The 23672-nt window shown below is 29.4% G+C and carries 18 protein-coding genes; all 18 read left to right on the top strand.

All coding sequences use genetic code 11. The annotated features are described in order from the left end of the window. The first annotated feature begins 40 nt into the window (after window positions 1-40). A complete protein-coding gene (locus tag ABDZ60_RS09380; protein WP_047000302.1) occupies window positions 41-2176 on the top strand; it encodes a hydantoinase/oxoprolinase family protein in 2136 nt (711 codons plus the stop codon). A 20-nt stretch (window positions 2177-2196) separates the two neighbouring features. Next, window positions 2197-2823: a hypothetical protein gene (locus ABDZ60_RS09385; protein ID WP_343777718.1), complete on the top strand. Its 627-nt coding sequence runs from the start codon at window positions 2197-2199 to the stop codon at window positions 2821-2823. 67 nt (window positions 2824-2890) lie between these two features. After that, a complete protein-coding gene (locus tag ABDZ60_RS09390; RefSeq protein WP_343777720.1) occupies window positions 2891-6289 on the top strand; it encodes an LPXTG cell wall anchor domain-containing protein in 3399 nt (1132 codons plus the stop codon). Window positions 6290-6365: 76 nt separating this feature from the next. Further along, window positions 6366-7364, top strand: coding sequence for a sialate O-acetylesterase (locus tag ABDZ60_RS09395; RefSeq protein ID WP_016208736.1), 999 nt, complete (start codon window positions 6366-6368; stop codon window positions 7362-7364). 5 nt (window positions 7365-7369) lie between these two features. Then, window positions 7370-8266, top strand: a complete 897-nt coding sequence (locus ABDZ60_RS09400; RefSeq protein ID WP_343777723.1) for an aldose 1-epimerase family protein — start codon at window positions 7370-7372, stop codon at window positions 8264-8266. An 87-nt stretch (window positions 8267-8353) separates the two neighbouring features. After that, window positions 8354-9214: an ROK family protein gene (locus ABDZ60_RS09405; protein WP_016208734.1), complete on the top strand. Its 861-nt coding sequence runs from the start codon at window positions 8354-8356 to the stop codon at window positions 9212-9214. A gap of 380 nt (window positions 9215-9594) precedes the next feature. Then, window positions 9595-10308 (top strand): response regulator transcription factor, encoded by a 714-nt coding sequence (locus ABDZ60_RS09410; RefSeq protein WP_047000305.1) that lies wholly within the window; start codon window positions 9595-9597, stop codon window positions 10306-10308. Continuing rightward, the gene (locus tag ABDZ60_RS09415) at window positions 10298-11878 is read left to right on the top strand and encodes a sensor histidine kinase (RefSeq protein WP_343777725.1); all 1581 of its coding nucleotides are present in this window, start codon (window positions 10298-10300) and stop codon (window positions 11876-11878) included. Before ABDZ60_RS09410 ends, ABDZ60_RS09415 begins: the two co-directional genes overlap by 11 nt. Window positions 11879-11942: 64 nt before the next feature. Continuing rightward, the gene (locus tag ABDZ60_RS09420) at window positions 11943-12884 is read left to right on the top strand and encodes a glycoside hydrolase family 25 protein (RefSeq protein WP_016208731.1); all 942 of its coding nucleotides are present in this window, start codon (window positions 11943-11945) and stop codon (window positions 12882-12884) included. 286 nt (window positions 12885-13170) lie between these two features. Continuing rightward, window positions 13171-14628 carry a VanW family protein gene (locus ABDZ60_RS09425; protein ID WP_343777728.1) on the top strand — a complete coding sequence of 486 codons (1458 nt, stop codon included), beginning with the start codon at window positions 13171-13173 and terminating at the stop codon, window positions 14626-14628. A gap of 195 nt (window positions 14629-14823) precedes the next feature. Beyond that, entirely contained in the window at window positions 14824-15660 is an 837-nt protein-coding gene (locus tag ABDZ60_RS09430; RefSeq protein ID WP_047000308.1) for a Cof-type HAD-IIB family hydrolase, read from the top strand. A gap of 189 nt (window positions 15661-15849) precedes the next feature. After that, a complete protein-coding gene (locus ABDZ60_RS09435) occupies window positions 15850-16311 on the top strand; it encodes a tRNA (cytidine(34)-2'-O)-methyltransferase (RefSeq protein WP_016208728.1) in 462 nt (153 codons plus the stop codon). A gap of 17 nt (window positions 16312-16328) precedes the next feature. After that, window positions 16329-17165 carry a DegV family protein gene (locus tag ABDZ60_RS09440; RefSeq protein WP_016208727.1) on the top strand — a complete coding sequence of 279 codons (837 nt, stop codon included), beginning with the start codon at window positions 16329-16331 and terminating at the stop codon, window positions 17163-17165. A 242-nt stretch (window positions 17166-17407) separates the two neighbouring features. Further along, complete coding sequence (locus ABDZ60_RS09445) at window positions 17408-18460, top strand: BMP family ABC transporter substrate-binding protein (RefSeq protein ID WP_343777731.1); 1053 nt, start codon at window positions 17408-17410, stop codon at window positions 18458-18460. 105 nt (window positions 18461-18565) lie between these two features. Further along, window positions 18566-19948, top strand: a complete 1383-nt coding sequence (rpoN, locus tag ABDZ60_RS09450) for an RNA polymerase factor sigma-54 (protein WP_343777733.1) — start codon at window positions 18566-18568, stop codon at window positions 19946-19948. A 273-nt stretch (window positions 19949-20221) separates the two neighbouring features. Further along, window positions 20222-21265, top strand: coding sequence for a sugar-binding transcriptional regulator (locus ABDZ60_RS09455; RefSeq protein WP_343777735.1), 1044 nt, complete (start codon window positions 20222-20224; stop codon window positions 21263-21265). A gap of 45 nt (window positions 21266-21310) precedes the next feature. Beyond that, complete coding sequence (gene gap / locus ABDZ60_RS09460; RefSeq protein WP_016208723.1) at window positions 21311-22309, top strand: type I glyceraldehyde-3-phosphate dehydrogenase; 999 nt, start codon at window positions 21311-21313, stop codon at window positions 22307-22309. Between the two features lie 153 nt (window positions 22310-22462). After that, on the top strand, window positions 22463-23641 hold the full coding sequence (locus ABDZ60_RS09465) for a phosphoglycerate kinase (RefSeq protein WP_016208722.1): 1179 nt from the start codon (window positions 22463-22465) through the stop codon (window positions 23639-23641). Window positions 23642-23672: the final 31 nt, after the last annotated feature.

The following is a 23672-nucleotide window of genomic DNA, read 5'->3' on the forward strand; positions in this document are numbered from 1 at the left end:
AGATGAACTATACATTGTATATAAGATAGGAGGATTTATTATGAATAAAGTAAGAATCGGGATAGATGTTGGTGGAACTTTTACAGATGCTGTAGCAATAGATAATGAAACATATGAATTAATAGCTAAAATGAAAATTCCAACTACTCATGAAGAAGGGGTAGCTGTAGGAGTTGTAAAGATAATAAAAGCAATATTAGAAGAGAATAATATTTCTCCTAATGACGTTGTATTCATAGCTCATGGAACAACGCAGGCTACAAATGCTTTATTGGAAGGTGATGTAGCAAGCGTTGGTATTATTGGTATGGGTACAGGTTTTGATTCAAGAGGTGCAAAGAAGGAAACTAACGTAGAGAATATTGAATTAGCTCAAGGTAAGTATTTAAAATCAGAGCATTTATTTATTGATTCTAAAGATGTTAATGAAGCTTCAATAAATGAAGCAATAAATACTTTAATTAAGGATAAATGTGATGTAATTGTTGCTTCAGAAGCATATAGCGTAGATAATCCAGAAAATGAACAGAAAGTAATTGAAATTGCAAATGGAAAGGGTTTATTTGCTACAGGTGGACATGAAATTTCTGAATTATATGGATTAAAAATGCGTACGAGGACAGCAGTTGTAAATGCTAGTTTAATACCTAGAATGATGCAGACAGCAAATATGACAGAAAAGGCTGTAATAGATACGGATATAAAATCAAACTTGATGATTATGCGCTGTGATGGCGGTGTAATGAGTATAAATGAAGTTAGAAAAAGACCTATTTTAACAATGTTATCTGGACTTGCAGCTGGAGTTGCTGGTGCATTAATGTATGAAAAGGTTTCTGATGGAATATTCTTTGAGGTTGGTGGTACAAGTGTAGATATTTCTGTAATAAAAAATGGTAAGGTAATGATTAAATATGCTCAAGTTGGAGGTCATAAAACATACTTAAGATCTTTAGATGTTAGAACATTAGCCATAGCTGGTGGTAGTATGATACGAGTTAAGGATAAGAAGATAGTAGATGTTGGACCAAGAAGTGCCCATATTGCAGGAATTGAATATGAATGCTTTACAGAGGAAAAGAAGTTTTCATTACCTAAAATCAAGTTTATTTCACCAAGAGATGATGATCCAAAGGAATATGCAGTAGTTGAAAGTGGAGGTGGTAATGATTATTCATTAACACTAGCAGGTGCTGCGAATATTTTAAATTATGTTCCAGAAGGTGATTATGCTAGAGGAAATATTGAAAGTGCTAGAATTGCATGGGCAACTTTAGCAGAATATGTTGGCTTAAGTATAGAAGAAGCTGCTAAGGAAGTAATGAAGATTGCAATAAATAAATTATCTATAGTAATTGATGAATTAATTCAAGAATATGATCTAGATAGAAAATTCATAGTCCTTGTAGGTGGAGGTGGAAGTGGTGCAGTTGTAGTAAATGCATTAGCTGAACACTATGATTTCAAATGGAAGTTAGCAAAAAATGCACCATTTATTTCAACTATAGGTGTTGCCCTTGCAATGGTAAGAGAGCAGATAGAACGTACAATAGTTAATCCTACAGAAGAAGACATTAAGCGTATACGTGCAGATGTAATAGAAAAGATTATTCAATCTGGAGCAAATGAAGAAACGGTAGATGTCAACATAGAAATTGATAGTCAAAAGAATATTGTACGTGCAGTAGCAACTGGTGCCACTGAATTTAGAAACAAGGATTTGAATGCAAAATCACTTAACCAAGAAGAGTTATTAAAAATTGCTTCTGAGGCTTTAGGAAGTAATTTAACTAATGTGTCTCCTATTTTTAGTACAGGTAGATGGCATTTAATTGAATCCTTAGTTGAGGAAAGTAAGTTATTTGGATTAATCAAAAAGAAAAAAAGTAGTAGTTGTGTAATAGATCGTGAAGGTGTAGTGAGATTAAAGAAGGAGAAGGCATTTTTTGTGGAATTCTCAAAATCTGAAATCCACAGCAAATTTGTTGAATTTGTTGATGAAAACACTACATTCTCTGATGCAAACGCAACTATACCTAAAGTATTTCTATTTTATAAGGAAAAGATGCTTGATTTAACTGGTATGCAAAATTTAGAACAGTTATTATCAATCACTGACTTAGAAACTGAATTCTTAAAAGATGATGACAATATAATTGCTGTAGCATATAAATAATTTTGAAATGAGGGAATATCATGACAAGGATTGAAGATTTAGATCAGGTGCTTGCTTTTGGTGAAATATCTGAAGATTTACTTTTTCATAAAATTGAAAAATATAAGGTGAAAGACTATATATTAAAAAGCTTAGAGATTGGATATGAAGTAGCTGATTTATATAGTGTTCATGATATATTTGAATTATATAAAATTAATGAAATAGATATTGAATACTCACAAAATAATGGTAACTTTTATAATGTTAATTTCAGAGCACAATTTGAGTGGGATAAACATAATAAAAGCAAAGTTATAATTTATAAAGATTCTATAAAAGAACTAGCTAATATTAGTGGTATATCAGAAGAATTATCACTAAAGATTCATCTAGGTCATGAATTTTTTCATTATCATGAATTATCAAATAACACAGTAGTTTCAGAGGTTTTAGACCCAGTTGTTACAGTAAAGTTTATGAATTTTAAGCGTAAGGCGAATATCAGTAGGTGCAGTGAAATAGCAGCCCATGGATTTACTAAAAAGATACTAAAGTTAGATTGTCTTCCCAATTTTTATGATTATAAATATCTTATGAATATAGGCAAGATAAAAGATACATACTTAGATGAATTGGCGGATATGTACAAGAACTATTGTATGTAGAAGTCAAAGATAGTAATAAGAATTTGTAAAGTATATCAAAAAGAGTCTAAACATAAAGGAGATAGGGATGAAAAAAAATATTTTGAAAAGGACAAGTATAATTTATCTTGTTGTAATGATATTTGCAAATTTTACATCTGCTTACGCTTATAATATTGGACAGCAGGATATATGGAATATAATCAACAAGAGTATGTCAAATATAGGTAATTGGAGAGAAGTTGGTGCTGGTAATGGTAAAGTGATTTTTAATGAAGATGAAGGGTATGCTAACATTTCAAAATCAACTTTATCTGATAATGAACAAGGAAAATATCTATGGTTAGCCTCACCTTCCAATTTAGATTTACCGGACAATGAAGCTTTTACAGTGAAAATAGAGGCTAGAGTTCCAGCTCCTATTGCTAGCGGTGGTAGTGAGATATCAATAAGGACTAAGGGGATTGATAACAATGAAAATGGAAGAATCTCAAAAATATTTTTAACATACGGTGATGATAAAACAGGTAAGGTTACTGCAATTAATTGGAATGGAGATAATAAAGTAGTTAATATAGATACGACTATGTGGCACGAATATACATTCCTAATTGGAGAACGTGATAAAACTACTGGAAATAGAAGTTTCGATTTGTACATTGATGATAATAAGTTATTCGAAAAGATAGATGCTGCTAAAATGAAGGATGGAGACTTGGTAAGATTAGGTGCAGATGTAGGAAATCTTTGCAATCTAGATGTTAAGTCAGTACAAATAGGGAATGGTACTATTCTACCTGAGAAACGAAAAGAAATATCCGAAGTAACACTTTCATCTTACACTCATAAAGAGGGAAGTGAAAATACTATAAGAACATCAATTAAAACAAATTTAGTTGATGATGGCACAGTTTTTGAAGCTTTATTGGTAGATTCAAAAAATATACCTGTTAGTGGCATAAGAAATGAAGGTACTATTATAAATAATCAAGGTGAGATAAATTTAATTTTGCCAGATTCTCTTAAAATAGGGACATACTATGTACAAGTTAAATTTGATAACATTTCAAGAAATTCTGATCAATATATAATTACTGAAAACTTAGAGGCACCAGTTTTTCCTACCTTCTATTCAATAGATGAAATCATAAAAATTGATGATTATAAGTATAATCCAACAAAGGAATTTAATTTTCCTTCAATTGTAGATACAAAGGTTCATCCAATAGAAAATTCAATTGATCGTTATTATATGTTCTATGCACCACATGATGCTCCAGCTGGAATATGTTTAGCAACAGCACCAACTTTAGATGGACCATGGACTGAATATGGAAGTAATCCTTTAATATCCAATAGTTGGGAAAGTGAGAATGGGAATTACTATTATAATGTAACACATGTTTCATCTCCAGATGTAATGTGGAATTCTACGTATAATAAGTACTTTATGTACTTCCATGGAGAAAATAATGTAACAAGATATGCTACATCAGATGATTTAGTAAATTGGACATATGGTGGTGAATGTGTTAGAGCTAATGATTTCTCACCAACAGGTAAAGGTCTGACAGAATCAAGCTATGCACGTGTAGTGGAGCATGAAATTCCTGGATTAGATAATAAATATATAATGACAATTATGATAAATAACACTGCCAATATGAGAAAAATCTATTATGCTCATTCGAAGGATGGAATAGATTGGACTCCTGTAAAGGAAGCATTGGTATCGCCAGATAGTGACCCAAATATGAATTATGCTGGAAATATATCTGGAGCATATTTTATGGAATGGGAAGGCAGATATTATATAATGTGTCATGGAAGTACAGGAAATATGTATTCAGTGGAAGTTGGAGAGAGTCTAGATAAAGAAATCCATTGGGGTGTATTTTATGACTCATCAGATAGTTATCCAGACTACGCAAGATCTGGTGCTCCTGTATTTATACAAGATGATGAAGGTGTTTGGCATATGTTTTATGAGGGTGGAAAACGTCTTCATGCCAATATAATTCATGCAAAAGAATTAAGTGATGAAGAGAAAAATGAAATTAAATATGTTTCTCTTAAAATTAATAAGCCAAATTTAATAGTTGGTGAAACTGTAGAACCAGAGGTTGAAGTATTATTAAAGGATAATAGAATTTCAGACTTAAAGAATATAGACCTTAAGTTTAATAGTAGCAATGAAAATATATTAAAGTCTGAAAATGGTAACTTAATTGCATTGGTTCAAGGAACAGTAGAACTATCAGTTACTGCAACTTATAATGGCAAAAGTATAACTAGTGATATAGTAACCCTAGGAATTTTTGAAAATATAGAGTTACCTGAATTTAAAGCTGGAGAAACAATATTAAATAGTGATCAACTAACTAAAGGAACAGGATCAAACATTCAACTTCCTTCAGTAATTAAAGCAAAAGATTATTTTGAAAGTCCTATTGATAATTATTATATGTATTTTAGCTATGTTAGTGGAAGTGGTGGAATTGCTTTAGCTACAGCTCCAAGTCCAGAAGGACCATGGACTCCATATAATTACGGAGCAGCAATTATAACAAGCACTTTAAGCGGAGATTCTAAAGGAGATGTTACAGGTGCAGCTCCAATATGGAATAATGAATCTAGTGAGCTTAATATGTATTATAGTCAAGCTAAGAATTCAGTAATGTTAGCTACCTCTAAAGACGGTATTAACTTTAATTTTAAAAAGAAAGTCATAGATTTAAGTGACTTTAATGGAAAGAGTAGTCAAGCCTATCAAGTAAGTGTTTATAATAATGAGATAACTGACAATGGAAATAAATATACAATGTTACTAACAGGTAATGTTGGAGGTAAAAGACAAGTTAACTATGCAACTTCTCAGAATGGAGAAGATTGGGAAGTAAATGAAGAGGCATTAATCACGCCAATAGATAAGGATAAAGGTAATATTGCATCACCAAGGTTGCTGATATGGGATAATAATAAATATATTGTTTTTCATAATTCAAATGGAGATATAGAGATTGAATCTATAAGTGATGATTTTAGAGCTGTACAGAGAATTGGTACACTTTATGATTCGGTTTTAGAAGAACCTGATTCAAATAAAGCATCAGATGCTTGGTTTTATGAGGAAGATAATATATTACACATGTATTATACAGCAGGAAGCACTACAGGTACAGGATCAATTCCTAGTTCAAGGATTGCTCATACTTCAGTTGTAATAGAAGTTCAACCTACAGATCCAGGTGAAGAGCCTGAAAATCCAGGAGAAGAGCCTATAGATCCAGGTGAACAGCCTGAAGATCCAGGAGAAGGAACTACAGATCCAGCTGAGAAGCCTACTAATCCTATTGAAGAATCAAATGAGATTGGATATCTACCGAATACAGGGGATGCATCATCTAAACTACCGTATATAGCAAGTATCCTTATAGTAATAGGAATATTTATATTTGCTAAAAAGGGAGAGAAGATTAAGGTATAAATAGAATTAAATGAAAGGATCATATTAAGAAGCTTATAATTACTTCCTGATATGGTCTTTTTAAGGAGGGATATTAATGCAACCACGTTGTACAATAATAAATAAACCATTAAGTCCTTGTATTTATCAAAGAAATAATGAAAATAAAGCAATTATACCTATTGAAATTATTTATACAAGACCTGTTGTAGCAATTAAAGTTAAGGCAACTGGTAAAGATGTTGAAACTCCATGGATTAATTTAGAATTATATTATGGTAGAGGAACTGTGAAAATAGAATTACCATGCACTGGATGGTATAAAGTTAGAATGAAAGCCTTTGACGAAGATGAGAATGTTGTTGAAGAGGACTTCGTTGAAAATATAGGTGTAGGAGAGATTTTTATCACAGGTGGCCAATCAAATTCCCTGAATTTTGGAGAAGTATTAACTGAAAGTGATGATAATAGAGTATTATCTTGGAATACACAAATCAACCAATGGATTAAATGTAATGATCCTCAACCATGTGAAATTGGACCGGAAGTAGATATGGGGAATGGAGGCTCAATTTGGCCGACTTTAGGGTCAGCCCTAGCCAAAGAGTTAGATATGCCAATAGGCTTTTTAGCAACAGGATGGGGAGGGGCTGGAATTAAGGAATTCGGAGAAGGAACTATTAAATATGAAAGAATAATTAATGCACTAAATACAATAAAGGAAAATGGAGCAAGAGCTGTGCTGTGGCATCAAGGAGAAACTGATGCTGTTAATAAAACTACTAGAGAAGAATATGAAGTATTATTAAAGAGTTTAATATATAGAAGCCGTAGAGATACTGGATTAAATATTCCTTGGGTAATAGCCAATGCATCTTATCATCCAAAAGCAGAAAATATAGATAAGAAAGCTATTTTGGAGGCTCAAAGAAATTGTTGTAATGATAAAGATGTTTTATTGGGACCTAACACAGATAATATTTTGGGAGATAATAGAATTAATAATAGTGCTCATTTTAATCTTAAAGGGCTAAAGGCTCATGGCATAAGCTGGTTTGAAATTCTGGTAAAGTATTTTTTCGCTAATAGGGAGTAGTTTTTATGTTAATTGAACTAAAATTAAATGAATTTACTGCAATTGCTGATACATTTGGAGGAGAATTAATTTCTTATAAGGACGAAAGTGGATTAGAGTATTTATGGAATGGAGATGAAAAATATTGGGTAGGGCGCTCACCTCATCTTTTTCCAATAATAGGGGCTTTAAAAGATAATACGACTATTATTGATGGACAAAAGTTTAGTATTAATAAACATGGGTTTGCTCGTAATAGTGATTTCTTGGTTGCTGAAAAGGGAAGCAATTTTATATTGTTTTTACTTAGAAGTAATGATGATACACGTAAATTTTACCCTTATGAATTTGAATTATATATTAAGCATGAATTAATTGAGTATGGATTTAAAACATCTTATTGTATAAAGAATATAGATGATAAGCCAATAAGTTTTTGCATAGGTGGCCATGTTGGATTTAAAGTGCCTTTGAATAATGATGAAAGTTTTGATGAGTATTCAATACTTTTTGATAAAAGAATTACAAACGAAGCGATGATTCCTCCTAATGATGAGGCTTTTAGCAAAGAGGAATCTATTCCATATATTAACAACACTAATGTGTTACCGCTAAATTATGAAATTTTTGATATAGGTGCAATAATTTTAGATAAAATACAATCACATTCAGTTGTTCTTAAACATAATAAAAGAAATCATGGAGTTAGATTTTGTTTTGAGGGATTTCCTGTATTAGCGTTATGGACCTTTCCTAAAAAGAGAGCGCCTTTTATTTGTTTAGAACCCTGGCATGGGCTACCAGCTATGACGGATGATAGTAAGTATTTTGAAGAGAAGCCATATATGATTACCATAGACCAAAATAAACAATGTAATCTTGGTTATACTGTTAATATTATAAAAGTTAATAGGATTATATGATTTTAAAATGAATCAATCAAAATATTTCCAATTACACATTTCTATATTATAATATAGGAATTAATAAAACTAAGGGAGGGCATTATTATGCTATATGGAGGAATAGAAGCTGGAGGAACAAAATTTGTTTGTGCAGTAAGTGATGAAAACTTAAATATCTTAGAGAGAGTAAGTATAAAAACAACAGTTCCAGAAGAAACAATGAAAGAAGTTTTTGAATTTTTTGATAAATATAAGATATGTGCAATAGGAATAGGTTCTTTTGGGCCAATAGATATAAATAAAAATTCTAAAACCTATGGTTATATAACAAGTACTCCTAAAAAAGGATGGAATAATTATAATTTTATAGGTGCAATAAAAGAAAAGTATAATATTCCAATTGCATGGACAACAGATGTAAATGCAGCAGCTTATGGAGAACTTAAAAAGGGTGGAGCAATAGGTTTAAACAGTTGTATTTATTTAACTATTGGAACTGGAATAGGTGGTGGAGCAGTAGTAAATAGTAAAATATTAGAAGGTTTTAGCCATCCAGAAATGGGGCATATTTTAGTTAGAAGACATGAGGAAGATAATTATGAAGGCAAATGTCCATATCATAAAAATTGTTTTGAAGGTATGGCAGCTGGACCAGCTATTGAAGAAAGATATAAAGTGAAAGCATATGAATTAGAGAAAAATGAAAAAGCATGGGAAATAGAGGCTTACTATATTGCCCAAGCAATAATGAGTTATGTTTTAATATTGAGTCCTGAACGTATAATCTTAGGTGGTGGAGTTATGAAGCAAAGGCAAGTCTTTCCGTTAATAAGAAGAGAATTAAAAAAACTTATGGCAGAGTATGTTGAAATGCCTAATCTTGAAGAATTTATAGTGCCACCAATACTTGAAGATAATGCAGGAATTATAGGAAGTTTACTTTTAGCTAAGGATATAGAAATTTAATATAACAAATGCTATTATAAATGAACTAAGGTTAACTAATAATAGCTGTAAAATTGGGATTAATTAATGTAAAGATTGATTTTATGACAAAAAGAATGTTTGAAAGTAAGTTAGAACTTGATTTACTTTTAAACATTCTTTTTTATATAAGTTTAAATAAATATATTATATTTATAGTATGTCTTTACAAAGCATAATTCTAAAGTATCAGATATTAAGGTTTTTTTAAGGAATAATAAAGTTTAATATTAAGATATTTTAACTAAAATATAAATAAATAGTTAATACAAATAATTGAAGTAAAAAATTAAAATGAAGAATTAAAAGACTGCTTCTTTTATGGTAAACTAATTCTTAGAAGTAGAGGGGAGTGAATTTCTTTGAGTAGAGAAAGAATTTTAATAGTAGATGATGAAAAGGAAATTAGAGATTTAATAGATATATATTTAAAGGGTGAAGGATATGAAACAATAAAAGCAGAAAATGGTGAAGAGGCATTAAATATGCTTTCAAATAATGATGTTGACTTAATAATATTGGATATAATGATGCCTAAGGTAAATGGTATAGAGGCTTGTTTAAAAATAAGAGAAGAAAGGGAAATGCCTATAATAATGTTATCTGCAAAATCTGAAGATATGGATAAAATATTAGGGCTAAACACAGGTGCTGATGATTATTTAACAAAGCCATTTAATCCATTGGAGCTTGTAGCTAGGGTTAAATCACAACTTAGAAGATATAAAAGATTTAATAAAACAATTGTTAAGGAAGAGCTTGAAGTTAGAGAAGATAATATTCTATATATTGATGAAATAAGTATAAATTTAGAAACACATGAAGTTTTTAAAGAGGGGGAAGAAATAAAACTTACTCCAACGGAATTTGATATATTAGTTTTGCTAGGAGAAAATAGAGGAAAAGTATTTAGTATTGAAAATATATATAACAGTGTGTGGAAACAAGATTTTATGCAATCTGATAATACAGTTATGGTTCATATAAGAAAAGTGAGAGAGAAAATAGAAGATGATCCTAGAAGACCAAAGTTCATAAAAACTGTATGGGGGGTAGGATATAAAATTGATAGGTAGAAAGAAAAAGGAGAAGAAAGAAAAAAAAGAAAAGCTTGAGAAAGATAGTACTAAATCAATAGGAAGTTCAGGAAATTTTATAGTTAGGATTATCAGCAAGTTTTATAACTCTAAAATAGGCATGAGAATTAGAGAAGTTTTTGAATGGATATATAAAAGAATAGAGAAAAGTATAAGATTTGAGCTTATGGTTGTTTTCGGAATATGTTTCTTTCTATCATTTATGTTTTATGGTTTTGCTAACAATATGTTATCTCAAAATAAAACAATAACTAATCTTGAATATAATATTGGTGAAATCCAATCAGAAGCTAATAATATAGCTAAAAGATTAAGTGGTGAGTATGGAGAAGAAATAGACGGTCTAAAGGATGAAACTAAAATAAAAGGTATCTTAGAGCAAAATTATAACGAAAAGACTAAGATATATATAACAGATTTAGATGGAAAGATATTATATAAGATAAATGGAGAGTTTCAAGAAAAATTAGATATATATGCAGTAATAGATAAGAGTAATTCAGTAGCGGAAGACGGAGATGAGAGAGTTTTTCTTTATCCAGTTAATATAGGTCAAGATAGAGCATATCTTATATATTTTAAAATACCAACACCATATATATCTTATGATTATTATGTAGATAAAAATTCATTTTTAGCTCTTTTCTTATCAGTTATTATGTTTATATCAATATTTATAATAATAACTAATAAAAAAATGAAATACATAGAAGAAATAGTATCTGGAGTAACAGTTATATCAAATGGTAATTTATCTTATAGAATTGAAGAAAAGGGAAAAGATGAAATAAAGAAATTAGCGGAGAATATAAATAATATGGCTTTTGAAATAGAAAATAGAATTGAAGGAGAACGAAGAGCAGAAAAAACCAAAAGTGAGCTTATTACAAATGTTTCACATGATTTAAGAACCCCTTTAACTTCTGTAATGGGGTATATAGGATTAGTCAAAGATGGAAAATATGAAAATGAAGGTATTATGAAGGAATATTTAAATATAGCTTTTAATAAGTCTAATCAACTTAAAGAACTTATAGAAGATTTATTTGAATATACAAAGCTTAATAATAAGGGAATAGTATTAGAGAAAACTAAGGTTAATATTGTAGAGTTTTTATCTCAGATTATAGAAGAGTATATTCCTGTTTTTGAAGAAAATGAAATAGAAGTAGTTAAAAAGTTTGTAGATGAAAAAAGTATTGTAGAAATTGATGCAGGAAAAATGGTTAGAGTTTTTGAAAATTTATTTTCTAATGCAATTAAATATTCCTTTAAGCCAGGACAGGTAAAAATATCTTCATATGAATCTGAAGGTTTTGTAAATATAGTAATAAATAATAGAGGAGAAAATATTCCAAAAGAAAAGGTAGATAGACTGTTTGATAGATTTTATAGAGTTGATGAGGCTAGAAATTCTAATACAAAGGGAAGTGGACTTGGTCTTGCTATTTCAAAAAATATAATAGAGTTACATAGTGGAAGTATATGGGCTGAATGCATAGATAATGATGTAAGCTTTTTTATAAAATTAAAGTCAATAAGACATTAAATAAAGTAACCTTTAAGAAAGATAGTAATAAACTAATATAGAGATTATTTTTCTTGGAGGAAAAATGCAAAATAAAAATCCTAATAGTAGATTTGGAATAGACATAAATGAATATACTCAAAATGTTAATTTTGAAACTCTAGCAAGAACTATAGACTTTTTATATTTAAGGTCATCAGGGTCAGGTTCGGGGAGATTTAGAGTTGATAGAAGATTTTTGGAGTTTGCAAAAGCAGCTCGAAATTATGGAATACCAGTAGGGGCTTATCATTATGCTGTGCCATCTTATGATTTAACTACTGCAGATTCTCAATGTGATGATTTCATAAACATATTGCAGGAAGGATTTGGGGAAAGAAATTATGGAGATTTATTTCCAGTACTAGATGTTGAGACACCAACAGATAATAAAATAAGTACTAAGGCATTAGTTGATTGGGTAGAAAGATTTAGAAAAAGATTTGAAAGAAAAACTAGAAGAAAATTAATGCTATATACAGGAGTGTTCTTTGTAGAATTATATAATAATTTTAAATTACCAAATGGATCTCAACCATTAAAAAGTATGCCATTATGGATAGCAATGTACACAGCTATTCCAAGTAATCCTCCATTTCCACCAGATGTGGGTGGATGGAAACGATGGAGGATATGGCAATATAGTGAAACAGCAAAAGTTAATGGCGTAGGAAATCCAGTAGATGCTAATTGGGGGCCAGACAATTTAGATTTACTTATGCAACCAAGGCAAGTAAGAGACTTGAAAGCTCGTAAAGAAGGTGGGTTATTAAGGGTTTCTTGGAGAAGAAATGATGATGTAGATTTATTAGGATATAATTTATTTGAAAATGGATATTGGATTGGAACAGTAGGAAAAGATGATACCAATTTCCAAGTTGCATTATCAGAACTACCAGTTCCAACAACGTCTCCTGTTAATATAACAATAGAGGCTTTTGATTATGATGGAGAAACTTCTCAAGTAAGAAGTAGAGTTACTGTATAGAATATTTAATAAAATATTTAAGTTTAAAATTTATCTAAAGGCTTATAATATTAAAGTTAAATTTAGTATTATAGGCCTTAATTATATTGTAATTAAAAAGGTACACTTTTTAATGTATATAAGAAATATTATCACAAGATATAAATAAGAAAAAATAATTATTATCATTACATAAATATATTAAAATAAACTATAGAATATAATATAATAATAATGATATAGTAATATTATAATCATAGTAAAAGTTATGTTTTCTCAAATTATAATAAATTTATTCTAGAGAGGAGTGGGGCATTTGGAAGAAAAAAATAAAAACAAAAAAAGTTTAATACTAAAAAAGAATAAAAACTTATTAATAACTACAGGAGTAGTAAGTGTATTATTAGTTATAGGAATTATATCATATATTGTTTCAGTTAATAACAGAGTTAAAGCATGGGAAAATAAAATTTATCCAGGGATTAGTGTTTATGGTGTAAATTTAAGTGGATTAAATAAAGATGAAGCCATAGCATTGCTAAATGAGAAATTACCTAACGTAATTATGGACAAGAAACTAGCAGTTTTGGTTGGAGATAAGAAGTTAGAGCTAAATTATAAGGATATAAATCCTAAATATGATATAGAGGCTACTGTAGTAGATGCTATCAATTATGGAAAAGATAAAGGCATCATGGCAAAGAATTCGATGATAAAAAATAATAATGTTGTTAATATGGAATCAAAGATTTCATTTGATGAAGAAAGCTTAAAAGCCTTTGAAGAAAAAGTAAAATCTGAAGTGAATATAGTAGCTAAAAATGCTGAAATAGAAATAAATTCAGGGAATATAACAGTTACGCCAGATATTAATGGAAAGAGAATAGATGATGAAGAACTTCATAACCAATTAATAGAAAATATTAATGGTAATCCTGATAGTATGGAGGAATTATCTTTTGAATTAAAGGAACAACAAGCTAAGATAAAAGCTGATGATTTAAATAAAATAACAGGAAAAATTAGTGGGTATAGTAGTAGTTATAAAAATACTGGTGATGGAAGAGTTAGAAATATGGAAATTGCGGCACAAATTGTTAGTGGTACAATAGTTATGCCTGGAGAAGAATTTAGTTATAATGAATTAATAGGTGATACAACTCCAGATAAGGGATATGAAAAAGCAAATACTTATGTAGGAAATAAAATAGTACCAGATTATGGTGGAGGAATATGCCAAGTATCAACAACTCTTTATAGAGCAGCTATGAGAGCAAATTTAAGGTCAACAGAAAGAATGAATCATTCTCTAACGGTTTCTTATTCAGAACCAGGATTAGATGCAACTGTAGCAAATGGAGTTATAGATTATAAGTTCAAAAATTCATATGATTTCCCAGTATATATTCAAGGGTATGTAGGTGGTGGAGTAGTATCATTTAGTGTATATGGTAATGTAGACGCAATGGGTGGAAAAACTTATGAACTTGTAAATGAAGTTCATGAAAAATATAATCCTGAAATAACCTATGAAGAAGATCCAACTATGGAAGAAGGAACTGAAAAAGTAGAAGTTTATGGAATGCCTGGATACAAAGCAAGCTCCTATCAAGTAACATATGAAAATGGAGTGGAAGTTTCTAGAGATTTTATAGCAACAGATGTCTACCTAACAACAAATACAATTATAAAAAAGGGAACTAAAAAGAAAGAGGTTAATACAAAACCAAATGAAGCACCTGTAAATCCAACAGAAGCAAATTAAAATGATAGAATTTTAATAAATAAAATTAAAAAGTAGTAATTAAATAAATAAAAAGAATGATATTAAAAATGATATCATTCTTTTTTTATACAAATACAATATATATTATAAATTCTTTCTTATATTAAATTTATTGTCGAAATTATAGTAGAATGATATTATAGTAATATTAAAGGGTGAGTAAAGGAGTTTTTTATGGAATACAAAATGGTTTGTATTGATATGGATGGAACTTTACTAGGTAAAGGGAAAAAAATATCAGAAGAAAGTAAAAAAGTAATAAAACAAATTCATGAAAAAGGTGTAGAAATAGTAGTAACTACAGGTAGAATATATAATAATGCAGCGTATTACTCTCATCTTTTAGGGGTTGAATCACCTGTTATTGCAGCAAATGGAGCAATAGTTAGAGAAAAGCATACTAATAAAGTTATATATGAAAACCCAATAGAAACTGAGCAATGCATTAAGCTTGTTGAAACTTTATATGAAATGAATTTTAATTTTCATTTTTATACATTAGATGGGATATATTGTGGCAGTGAATTAATGAAGTTTGTAACTAAATTATATATGACAAAACAAGTTGGATATGATACCTTAAAAATAAATTATTATGTTATTAAAGATATAGATAATTGGAAAAAATTCTTTAGAGAAAATAAAGGAAAAATAACTAAATGCATAGTCTTTTCAATAAATCCTAAAAGAATATCAATGCTTAAAGAAAAACTAAATGGGATAGACAAAATTGTATATTTTGGAGCAGGAAGTCGAAGCGTTGAAATTAATAATCAAGGAGTTTCAAAAGGAAATGCAGTAAAAGCATTAGCAGATTATTATGGATTCAAAAGAGAAGAAATAGTTTGTATAGGAGACAATGAAAATGATGTTTCGATGATTGAATATGCAGGTGTAGGAGTTGCCATGGGAAATGCAATACCTGAAGTTAAAAACTTAGCAGATTATATAACTGATACAAATAAGAAAAATGGAGTTGCAAAAGCCATAAAGAAAATATTTAAACTTTAAAATATGGTTTTACATCAATTTCTATATTAATTAAAGAAATAAATTAGTTTTCATAAGATAGAAGAAAATATTCTGTTAACAAATACTAAAATCTTTGACTAATGAAGATTGATATAGTATCATTTTTTATATAGTTTCATTAAAGTAAGATGAGGTCATCTTACTTTTTTAATGGGAGGTTACGAAGAAATGAATTTAAATATAGTGTTATATCAACCAGAAATACCACAAAACACAGGGAATATTGCGCGAACTTGTGTTTTAACAAACTCAACTCTTCACTTAATTAAGCCAATGGGATTTAAAATAGATGATAAACAAGTAAAACGTGCGGGATTAGATTATTGGAGTGAATTAAAGCTTGAAATACATGAAAGCTATGAAGAATTTATGAAAAAGTATGGAAATGAAAGAATATTCTTAGCTACAACTCATGGAGGAGTACACTATGATGAAGCTTCTTTTAAAGAAGGGGATTTTATAATGTTTGGTAGAGAGTCATCAGGGGTTCCGGAAGAAGTACATAAAAATCATGCAGGAATAAGAGTGCCTATGATTAAAACAAGTACTAGAAGTTTAAATCTTTCAAATACTGTAGCAATTATAGCATATGAGGCTTTAAGGCAAATTGGTTTTCCTGAAATGAAATAGATTTAGGGGGAGTAGGCGTGGAAAAAATAAAAATTTTAACAGATAGCTGTTTAGATATTCCAGAAGAATTAATTAAAAAAAATAATATAGAAGTAGTGCCTGTTTTAATTAATTTTGGTGATGAGAGTTATATTGATAGGGAAGAAATTAACTTACAACAAATGCAAGAAAAAATAGAGAAGGATAAGATACTTCCAACTACAGCACAAATAACTCCAGTTAGATTTGCAAAATATTTTAAAGAAAGCTTAGATGAAGGATATAAGGTTTTAGCTATACTTATGTCTTCAAATATGAGTGGAACATATAATTCAGCATGTATAGCAAAAGATATGCTAGAAAGCGATGATATAGTAATAGTAGATACAAAAGTAATAACATCAGCCCAAGGCTTTTTTGTATTAAAGGCATGCGAACTTAGAGATAAGGGGTTAAAGGTAGAAGAAATAAAAGAAGAATTACTTAAATTAATACCTAAAATGAATGCTTCTTTATGTTTTGAATCTCTAGAAAATTTAGTTAGAGGTGGGAGAATTTCTAAAACAGCAGGTGCTATAGGAACTGCTTTAGGATTAAGGGTGATAATCGGATTTGAAGATGGAATGATGACAGCGAAAGATAAAATTAGGGGAAATAAAAAGGCTCTAAAGAAAATAATATCAGATTATGAGTCAAGCAATCCAGATAAAGATGAACCTGTTATTTTAATAGAAATTGAAAGTCCAGAAATGAAAGACAGTCTTAAAAAATATTTAGAAGAAAACAATTTAAGATACATAGAAACAACTCCGGGATGTGCAGTTGGTATACACTCAGGAACTAGAGTAAGTGGTCTATTTTTCTTAAGTAAGTAGAATTTATAATAAATAATTATATTGATATATATAATTAAGTTTATTAGCGGAATAATAAAATAATTTTAAAAAATAATAGTTAAAGAATAATCTTTAAAAAGATAGAGATAAACAATAATAATAAGGGATATAAGTAAGGTAAGTTATATTAGATATGATTTACTTTATTTTTTTTGAATAAAACATAAAGAATTTTTATATATTTATTTGGGCAACCTAAAGTAAAAAGGAAGGTGGTTATAGTGAAAAAACAAAGATTGCTTTTATTAAGCTTAAGTATATGCTTAATATTTATACTTATAAGTTGTGAAATGCTAAATAGCCCAATAATAGATTTAGATAAACCTAAAGTAGCTTATGTTGTAAATAAAGGCTGTTTAGAAGATAAAGGTTTAAATCAACTAGGATTAGAAGGAATAAATAAAATTATAACTGAATTTGGAGTTAAATTAACTACTATAGAAATAGATAAAGATGATGAAGAAGCTTTTCAAAAGAATTTTATAAAAGCAGCCAAAACTAATGATTTGATAATTGTAGTAGGAGAAGAATTCAAAAATGTAGTTAATGAGACAGCAACTAACTACAGAGATAAGAAGTTTATAGTTACATCAAACAAAATAAGAGAAAGTAATGTTCAAAATATAGCATTTAAATATGAAGAATCAGGTTTTTTAGCAGGTGTATTAGCAGGTAAAAAAAGCGGGAATAAAGAAGTTGGATACATAGCAATTAAAGATAATGAGCCCAATAAATTACTTTTATCAGGATATATGTCAGGAATTAAAGTAACTAATATGTCAGCTGTAACAAGATTATTATCAGGTGAAAATGTAAAATACATTGAAGATTGTGCAAACGTAGATTTAGCTTACGAAGAAGCAAAGAAATTATATGATAAAGGTTGTGAAATAGTACTAACAGCAGCAGGAAAAGCTTCAGAAGGAGTTTTTAAAGCAGCTAAGGAAAAAGGTAAATATGTAATTAATAGTGGAATGAATGCAGAGGAAGTTTATAAAGATTATATAGACAATTCACTTGCTTCATTAGTAGTACATTTGGATAAAGTATTATACGAAAGTTTATCAGAAGCAAACAAAGGTATGTTTAAAAGTGGAGAAATAAATAAAATTAATGAAGGATTGAAAGAAAATACTATAGAATTTATTATAAATGATAACTTAGTTAATTCAGAAATAATAAATTTAATTAATAATTATAAAAGTGAAGTAATTAAAGAAAAAATAGAAATTCCTAAGAAAAAAGAAGAAGTGCAAGAATTTAAAGTACTATAATGACTTGATATAACGTTTACTAACAGTTTATACTAGTATTAAGGATTTATCCTTAATACTAGTAAAAGTTATAGTTTGTAGTTTATTGAAATGAAGGTGTACTTTATGAAATTAGATTTTAATTTAAATCTCACACAAGAACAAAAGTTAATAATGACTCAACAAATGCAGTTATCTATAAAGCTTTTACAAATGTCTACTTATGATTTAAGAGAATACATAGAAAATGAGTTTGTAGAAAACCCAATATTAGAAGGTGACTTTGATTTTGTCCAAGAAGATAAGGCATATGAAGATAAAATTGATTATAAGGAAATGATAAAATATTTAGAATTTGATAATTATAGTTCTCAAAGTTATGGAGAATATAATAAGGATGAAGATGTATCACCATTTAATTTTATATCTCAAAAAGAATCACTTACAGAGTATTTAAATAATCAATTAATTGAAAGTGATGAAGATGAATATAAAAAAGCAATAGTATCTTATATGATAGAAAACATAGATAGTAGAGGTTACTTGGACATGCCTCTAGAAGACATATGTAAGGAGCTAAATATTTCACTTGAATTAGGACAAGAAGCCTTAGAAATACTTCAAGACTTAGAACCAGATGGAATAGGTGCAAGAAACCTAAAGGAATGTTTAAAAATACAACTAATAAAGGTTGGAATGTTAGATGATAATTTAGAAAGAATAATAGACGAATACTTAGACTTAATAGCAGATAATAAATTCAATGTAATAGCTAAGAACCTGAAAATAACTCCAAAAGAAGCTCAAGATCTAGGAGATGTAATAAAAAAATTAGAACCCAAACCTTCAAGAGGGTTTTATACAGGGGAAGAAGTTAAATTTATAATTCCAGATGCTGCTATTAGGAAAATTGATGGGCAATATTTTGTTATTATGAATGATGGAGTAATACCAAGACTATCAATTAGTAGTATATACAAAGATATCTTAAATAATAAAGATGACAAGAAAACAGAAAATTATGTAAAAGAGAAATTAAACAATGCCATGTTTTTAATAAAAAGCATAGAACAAAGAAAAAGTACTTTACTTAGAATATTAGAAAAAGTTGTTGATAAGCAAATGGACTATTTTGATAAGGGACAAAAGTACTTAAGACCTATGACGTTAAAAGATATGGCTGAAGAACTTGGAATACATGAATCTACAGTAAGTAGGGCAATAAAAGATAAATATATATTAACAAGCTTTGGAACTATAAAAATAAAAGATTTATTTACAACAGGATTGAGTCAAGTACAAGGTAGCGGTGAAGATATAGCTGTAGTAAATATTAAAAAACAAATAAAAGAAATGATAGATAATGAAGATAAGAAAAAACCATTATCAGATCAAATAATATGTGATGAGTTAAATAAGAAAAACTTGAATATATCAAGAAGAACAGTGGCAAAATATAGAGAAGAGATGGAAATAAAATCTTCAAGCAAAAGAAAAAGGATAGAGTAAAGGATTATAAAGGGGTTTTATAATAGAAAGCTAGCTCTAGTATTAAAAAATATTAAGATAAATAATTTAAACTAAGGTTAGTTTTTCTATTATAAGAAAAAGAAAAATAAGTTAACAAAATAAGCATTTAATATATAAGAAAAGGACATAATGCTAAAAAAATGTAAAACTTTAAAGAAAGTACTTTTAAAATTCATAGAAGTGTTTTATAATAATAAATGTGGGACATATATATTATATGTGGGACCTTTTTAGGCCAAAGGAGGGTTGGAAGTGCAGGAAATATTGTCTTTACAGAAAAAAATAATTCCTGAACTTGTAGAAGTCCTAGAAAAAAGATACAATATTCTAAGGACTATATATTACAATCAGCCTATCGGAAGACGTGTTTTAGCAAATCAGTTGGATCTTGGAGAAAGAATAGTAAGAACTGAAATAAGTTTTTTAAAATCACAAAACTTAATAGAAATTAATACTCCAGGAATGACAGTAACTGAAGAGGGACAAGAAGTAGTTGATAAGCTAAAGGATTTTATACATGAAATTAAAGGCTTATCAGATATAGAAGAAAACATAAAGTCCTTCCTAGGGTTAAGAGAAGTAATAATCGTTCCAGGGGATGCAGAAACAAATGATATAATTTTAAAAGAAATTGGTAAAGCTACAGCTAATTATTTAAAGTCTATTATAAAAGATAATAATATAATAGCTATTACTGGTGGAAATACTATTAAAGAATTTGTAGAAGCGTTACCTAAAATAAATAATGTTTCAAATACCCTCGTAGTTCCAGCAAGAGGAGGTATGGGGAGAAAAGTTGAAATACAAGCAAGTACACTAGCGGCATCATTAGCTAAAAAGTTAAATGGCTCTTATAAATTACTTCATCTCCCAGAAAATCTTAGTCTAGAGCTTTTAGATACATTACTAAAAGAAAGAGAAATTAAAGAAGTTATAGATAATATTCATAAAGCGAATATATTGATTTATGGTATTGGAGATGCTTTAGTTATGGCTGAGAAAAGAGATGTTTCAGAAGAAGAGTTTAATAAACTAAAATCTCTTGGAGCTGTTGGCGAAGCATTTGGGTGTTATTTTAATAAAGATTCCAAAGTAGTTTCAGAAAATACTTCAATTGGAATAAATATTAATGAAGCAAGAAAAATTAACACACATATTGCAGTAGCAGCTGGGGAAAATAAAGTTGATGCTATTATTGCAACAATGATGAAAAATCATAATGCAGTATTAGTAACAGATGAAGCAGCAGGTAGAAAAATTGTAGAATTTATTAAGGAACATACTAAACAAGCTTAAAATTTTAAAAATTTTAAATATAACTATTTTAGGAGGTAATTGCAAATGGTAAATGTAGCAATTAATGGTTTTGGAAGAATAGGAAGATTAGCATTAAGATTAATGATTGAAAACCCAGAATTTAACGTGGTAGCAATCAACGATTTAACTGATGCTAAAACTTTAGCTCACTTATTTAAATATGACTCTTCACAAGGAAGATTCAACGGTGAAATAGAAGTTAAAGAAGGAGCTTTCGTTGTTAACGGAAAAGAAATCAAAGTTACAGCTGAAAGAAACCCTCAAGACTTACCATGGAAAGAATTAAATGTTGATGTAGTTTTAGAGTGTACTGGATTCTTCACTTCTCAAGAAAAAGCTGGTTTACACTTACAAGCTGGTGCTAAGAAAGTTGTTATTTCAGCACCTGCAACTGGAGACATCAAGACTGTTGTTTACAACGTAAATAATGATATATTAGATGGAACTGAAACAGTTATTTCAGGTGCTTCATGTACTACAAACTGCTTAGCTCCAATGGCTAAAGTATTAAATGACAAATTCGGTGTTCAAAAAGGATTTATGACTACAATCCATGCTTACACTAACGATCAAAATACTTTAGATGGTCCTCACGGAAAGAATGACTTAAGAAGAGGTAGAGCTGCTGCTGCAAACATCGTTCCTAACTCAACTGGAGCTGCTAAAGCAATTGGTTTAGTTATTCCAGCATTAAAAGGAAAATTAGATGGTGGTGCTCAAAGAGTTCCAGTTGTTACTGGTTCATTAACTGAATTAGTAGTAACTTTAGATAAGAAAGTAACTGTAGAAGAAATTAACGCTGCTATGGCTGCTGCTGCTAACGAATCATTTGGTTACACTGAAGATGAAATAGTTTCATCAGACGTAATCGGAATCACTTATGGTTCATTATTTGATGCAACTCAAACAAAAGTTATGTCAGTTGGTGAAGATCAATTAGTTAAAGTTGCTGCTTGGTACGACAATGAAATGTCATACACTAACCAATTAATAAGAACTTTAAAATACTTCGTAACTAGATAATTAAATAGTTAAGTATAAAGTTAAACATTAAGTGTTGGTCTGGTTTTATAGAAAATCTATGAGGCCAGACCAATTTTAAATTAAACATATATTAAAGATTTTATTATTTAGTAATGAATAATTTCATTAAAATAAATTTAAGAGGTGAAATAAATGAGTTTTAATAAAAAAACTATAGAAGACATAGAAGTTAAAGGCAAAAAAGTTCTAGTAAGATGTGATTTCAATGTACCATTAAAAGATGGAGTTATAACAGACGAAAACAGATTAAATGGTGCACTACCAACAATCAAATATTTAGTTAACAATGGAGCAAGAGTTATACTTTGCTCACATTTAGGAAAAGATGCATCAAAGTCATTAGCTCCAGTTGCTAAGAGATTAAGCGAGATGTTAGACAAAGAAGTAGTTTTTGCAAGAGATGAAGAAGTTGTAGGCGCAAATGCTAGAGCTGCTGTTGCAGAAATGAAAGATGGAGATGTTGTATTATTAGAAAATACAAGATGTAGAAAAGAAGAAACTAAGAACGTTGAAGAATTCTCAAAAGAATTAGCTTCATTAGCTGACATATTTGTAAATGATGCATTTGGTACAGCTCACAGAGCTCACTGTTCAACAGTTGGAGTTACTGAATTCTTAGATACAGCTGTATGTGGATACTTAATTCAAAAAGAATTAAAATTCTTAGGTGAAGCAGTAAACAATCCAGTTAGACCATTCGTTGCTATATTAGGTGGAGCTAAAGTTTCAGATAAGATAGCTGTTATTAACAACTTATTAGAAAAAGTTGATACATTAATAATCGGTGGTGGAATGGCTTATACATTCTTAAAAGCTCAAGGATACGAAGTAGGATCATCATTAGTAGAAGCTGATAGAGTTGAATATGCTAAAGAAATGATCGAAAAGGCGGCTGCAAAAGGCGTTAAGTTCTTATTACCAGTTGACCACAGAGTTGCTGCAGAATTCAAAGATGTTGAACCAGTAGTTACAGAAGATCAAAACATTCCAGCAGGAAGCATGGGATTAGATATCGGACCAAAGACAGAAACTTTATATGCAGATGCAATTAAAGATGCTAAAACAGTTATATGGAACGGACCAATGGGAGTATTCGAATTCGAAAACTTTAACAAAGGAACAATTGCAGTTGCTAAAGCTATGGCAGATGCAGATGCTACAACAGTTATTGGTGGAGGAGACTCAGCTGCAGCTGTTAATATCTTAGGATTTGGAGATAAGATGACTCACATCTCAACAGGTGGTGGAGCTTCTCTAGAATTCTTAGAAGGAAAAGCATTACCAGGAATAGAAGCACTAAATAATAAATAAAACGAGTTTAGTTATTAAAAGTGAAGAATGA

Origin of the sequence: Clostridium sartagoforme (genome assembly GCF_039521405.1) — a bacterium.
Taxonomy (GTDB): Bacteria; Bacillota; Clostridia; order Clostridiales; family Clostridiaceae; genus Clostridium; species Clostridium sartagoforme.

Bases quoted from the DNA above. Each gene is read 5' to 3' on its own strand.
- ABDZ60_RS09385 (WP_343777718.1), top strand. From the start codon at position 2,197: ATGACAAGGATTGAAGATTTAGATCAGGTGCTTGCTTTTGGTGAAATA.
- ABDZ60_RS09395 (WP_016208736.1), top strand. From the start codon at position 6,366: ATGCAACCACGTTGTACAATAATAAATAAACCATTAAGTCCTTGTATT.
- ABDZ60_RS09390 (WP_343777720.1), top strand. From the start codon at position 2,891: ATGAAAAAAAATATTTTGAAAAGGACAAGTATAATTTATCTTGTTGTA.
- ABDZ60_RS09380 (WP_047000302.1), top strand. From the start codon at position 41: ATGAATAAAGTAAGAATCGGGATAGATGTTGGTGGAACTTTTACAGAT.
- ABDZ60_RS09420 (WP_016208731.1), top strand. From the start codon at position 11,943: ATGCAAAATAAAAATCCTAATAGTAGATTTGGAATAGACATAAATGAA.
- ABDZ60_RS09430 (WP_047000308.1), top strand. From the start codon at position 14,824: ATGGAATACAAAATGGTTTGTATTGATATGGATGGAACTTTACTAGGT.
- rpoN (WP_343777733.1), top strand. From the start codon at position 18,566: ATGAAATTAGATTTTAATTTAAATCTCACACAAGAACAAAAGTTAATA.
- ABDZ60_RS09465 (WP_016208722.1), top strand. From the start codon at position 22,463: ATGAGTTTTAATAAAAAAACTATAGAAGACATAGAAGTTAAAGGCAAA.
- ABDZ60_RS09435 (WP_016208728.1), top strand. From the start codon at position 15,850: ATGAATTTAAATATAGTGTTATATCAACCAGAAATACCACAAAACACA.
- gap (WP_016208723.1), top strand. From the start codon at position 21,311: ATGGTAAATGTAGCAATTAATGGTTTTGGAAGAATAGGAAGATTAGCA.
- ABDZ60_RS09400 (WP_343777723.1), top strand. From the start codon at position 7,370: ATGTTAATTGAACTAAAATTAAATGAATTTACTGCAATTGCTGATACA.
- ABDZ60_RS09405 (WP_016208734.1), top strand. From the start codon at position 8,354: ATGCTATATGGAGGAATAGAAGCTGGAGGAACAAAATTTGTTTGTGCA.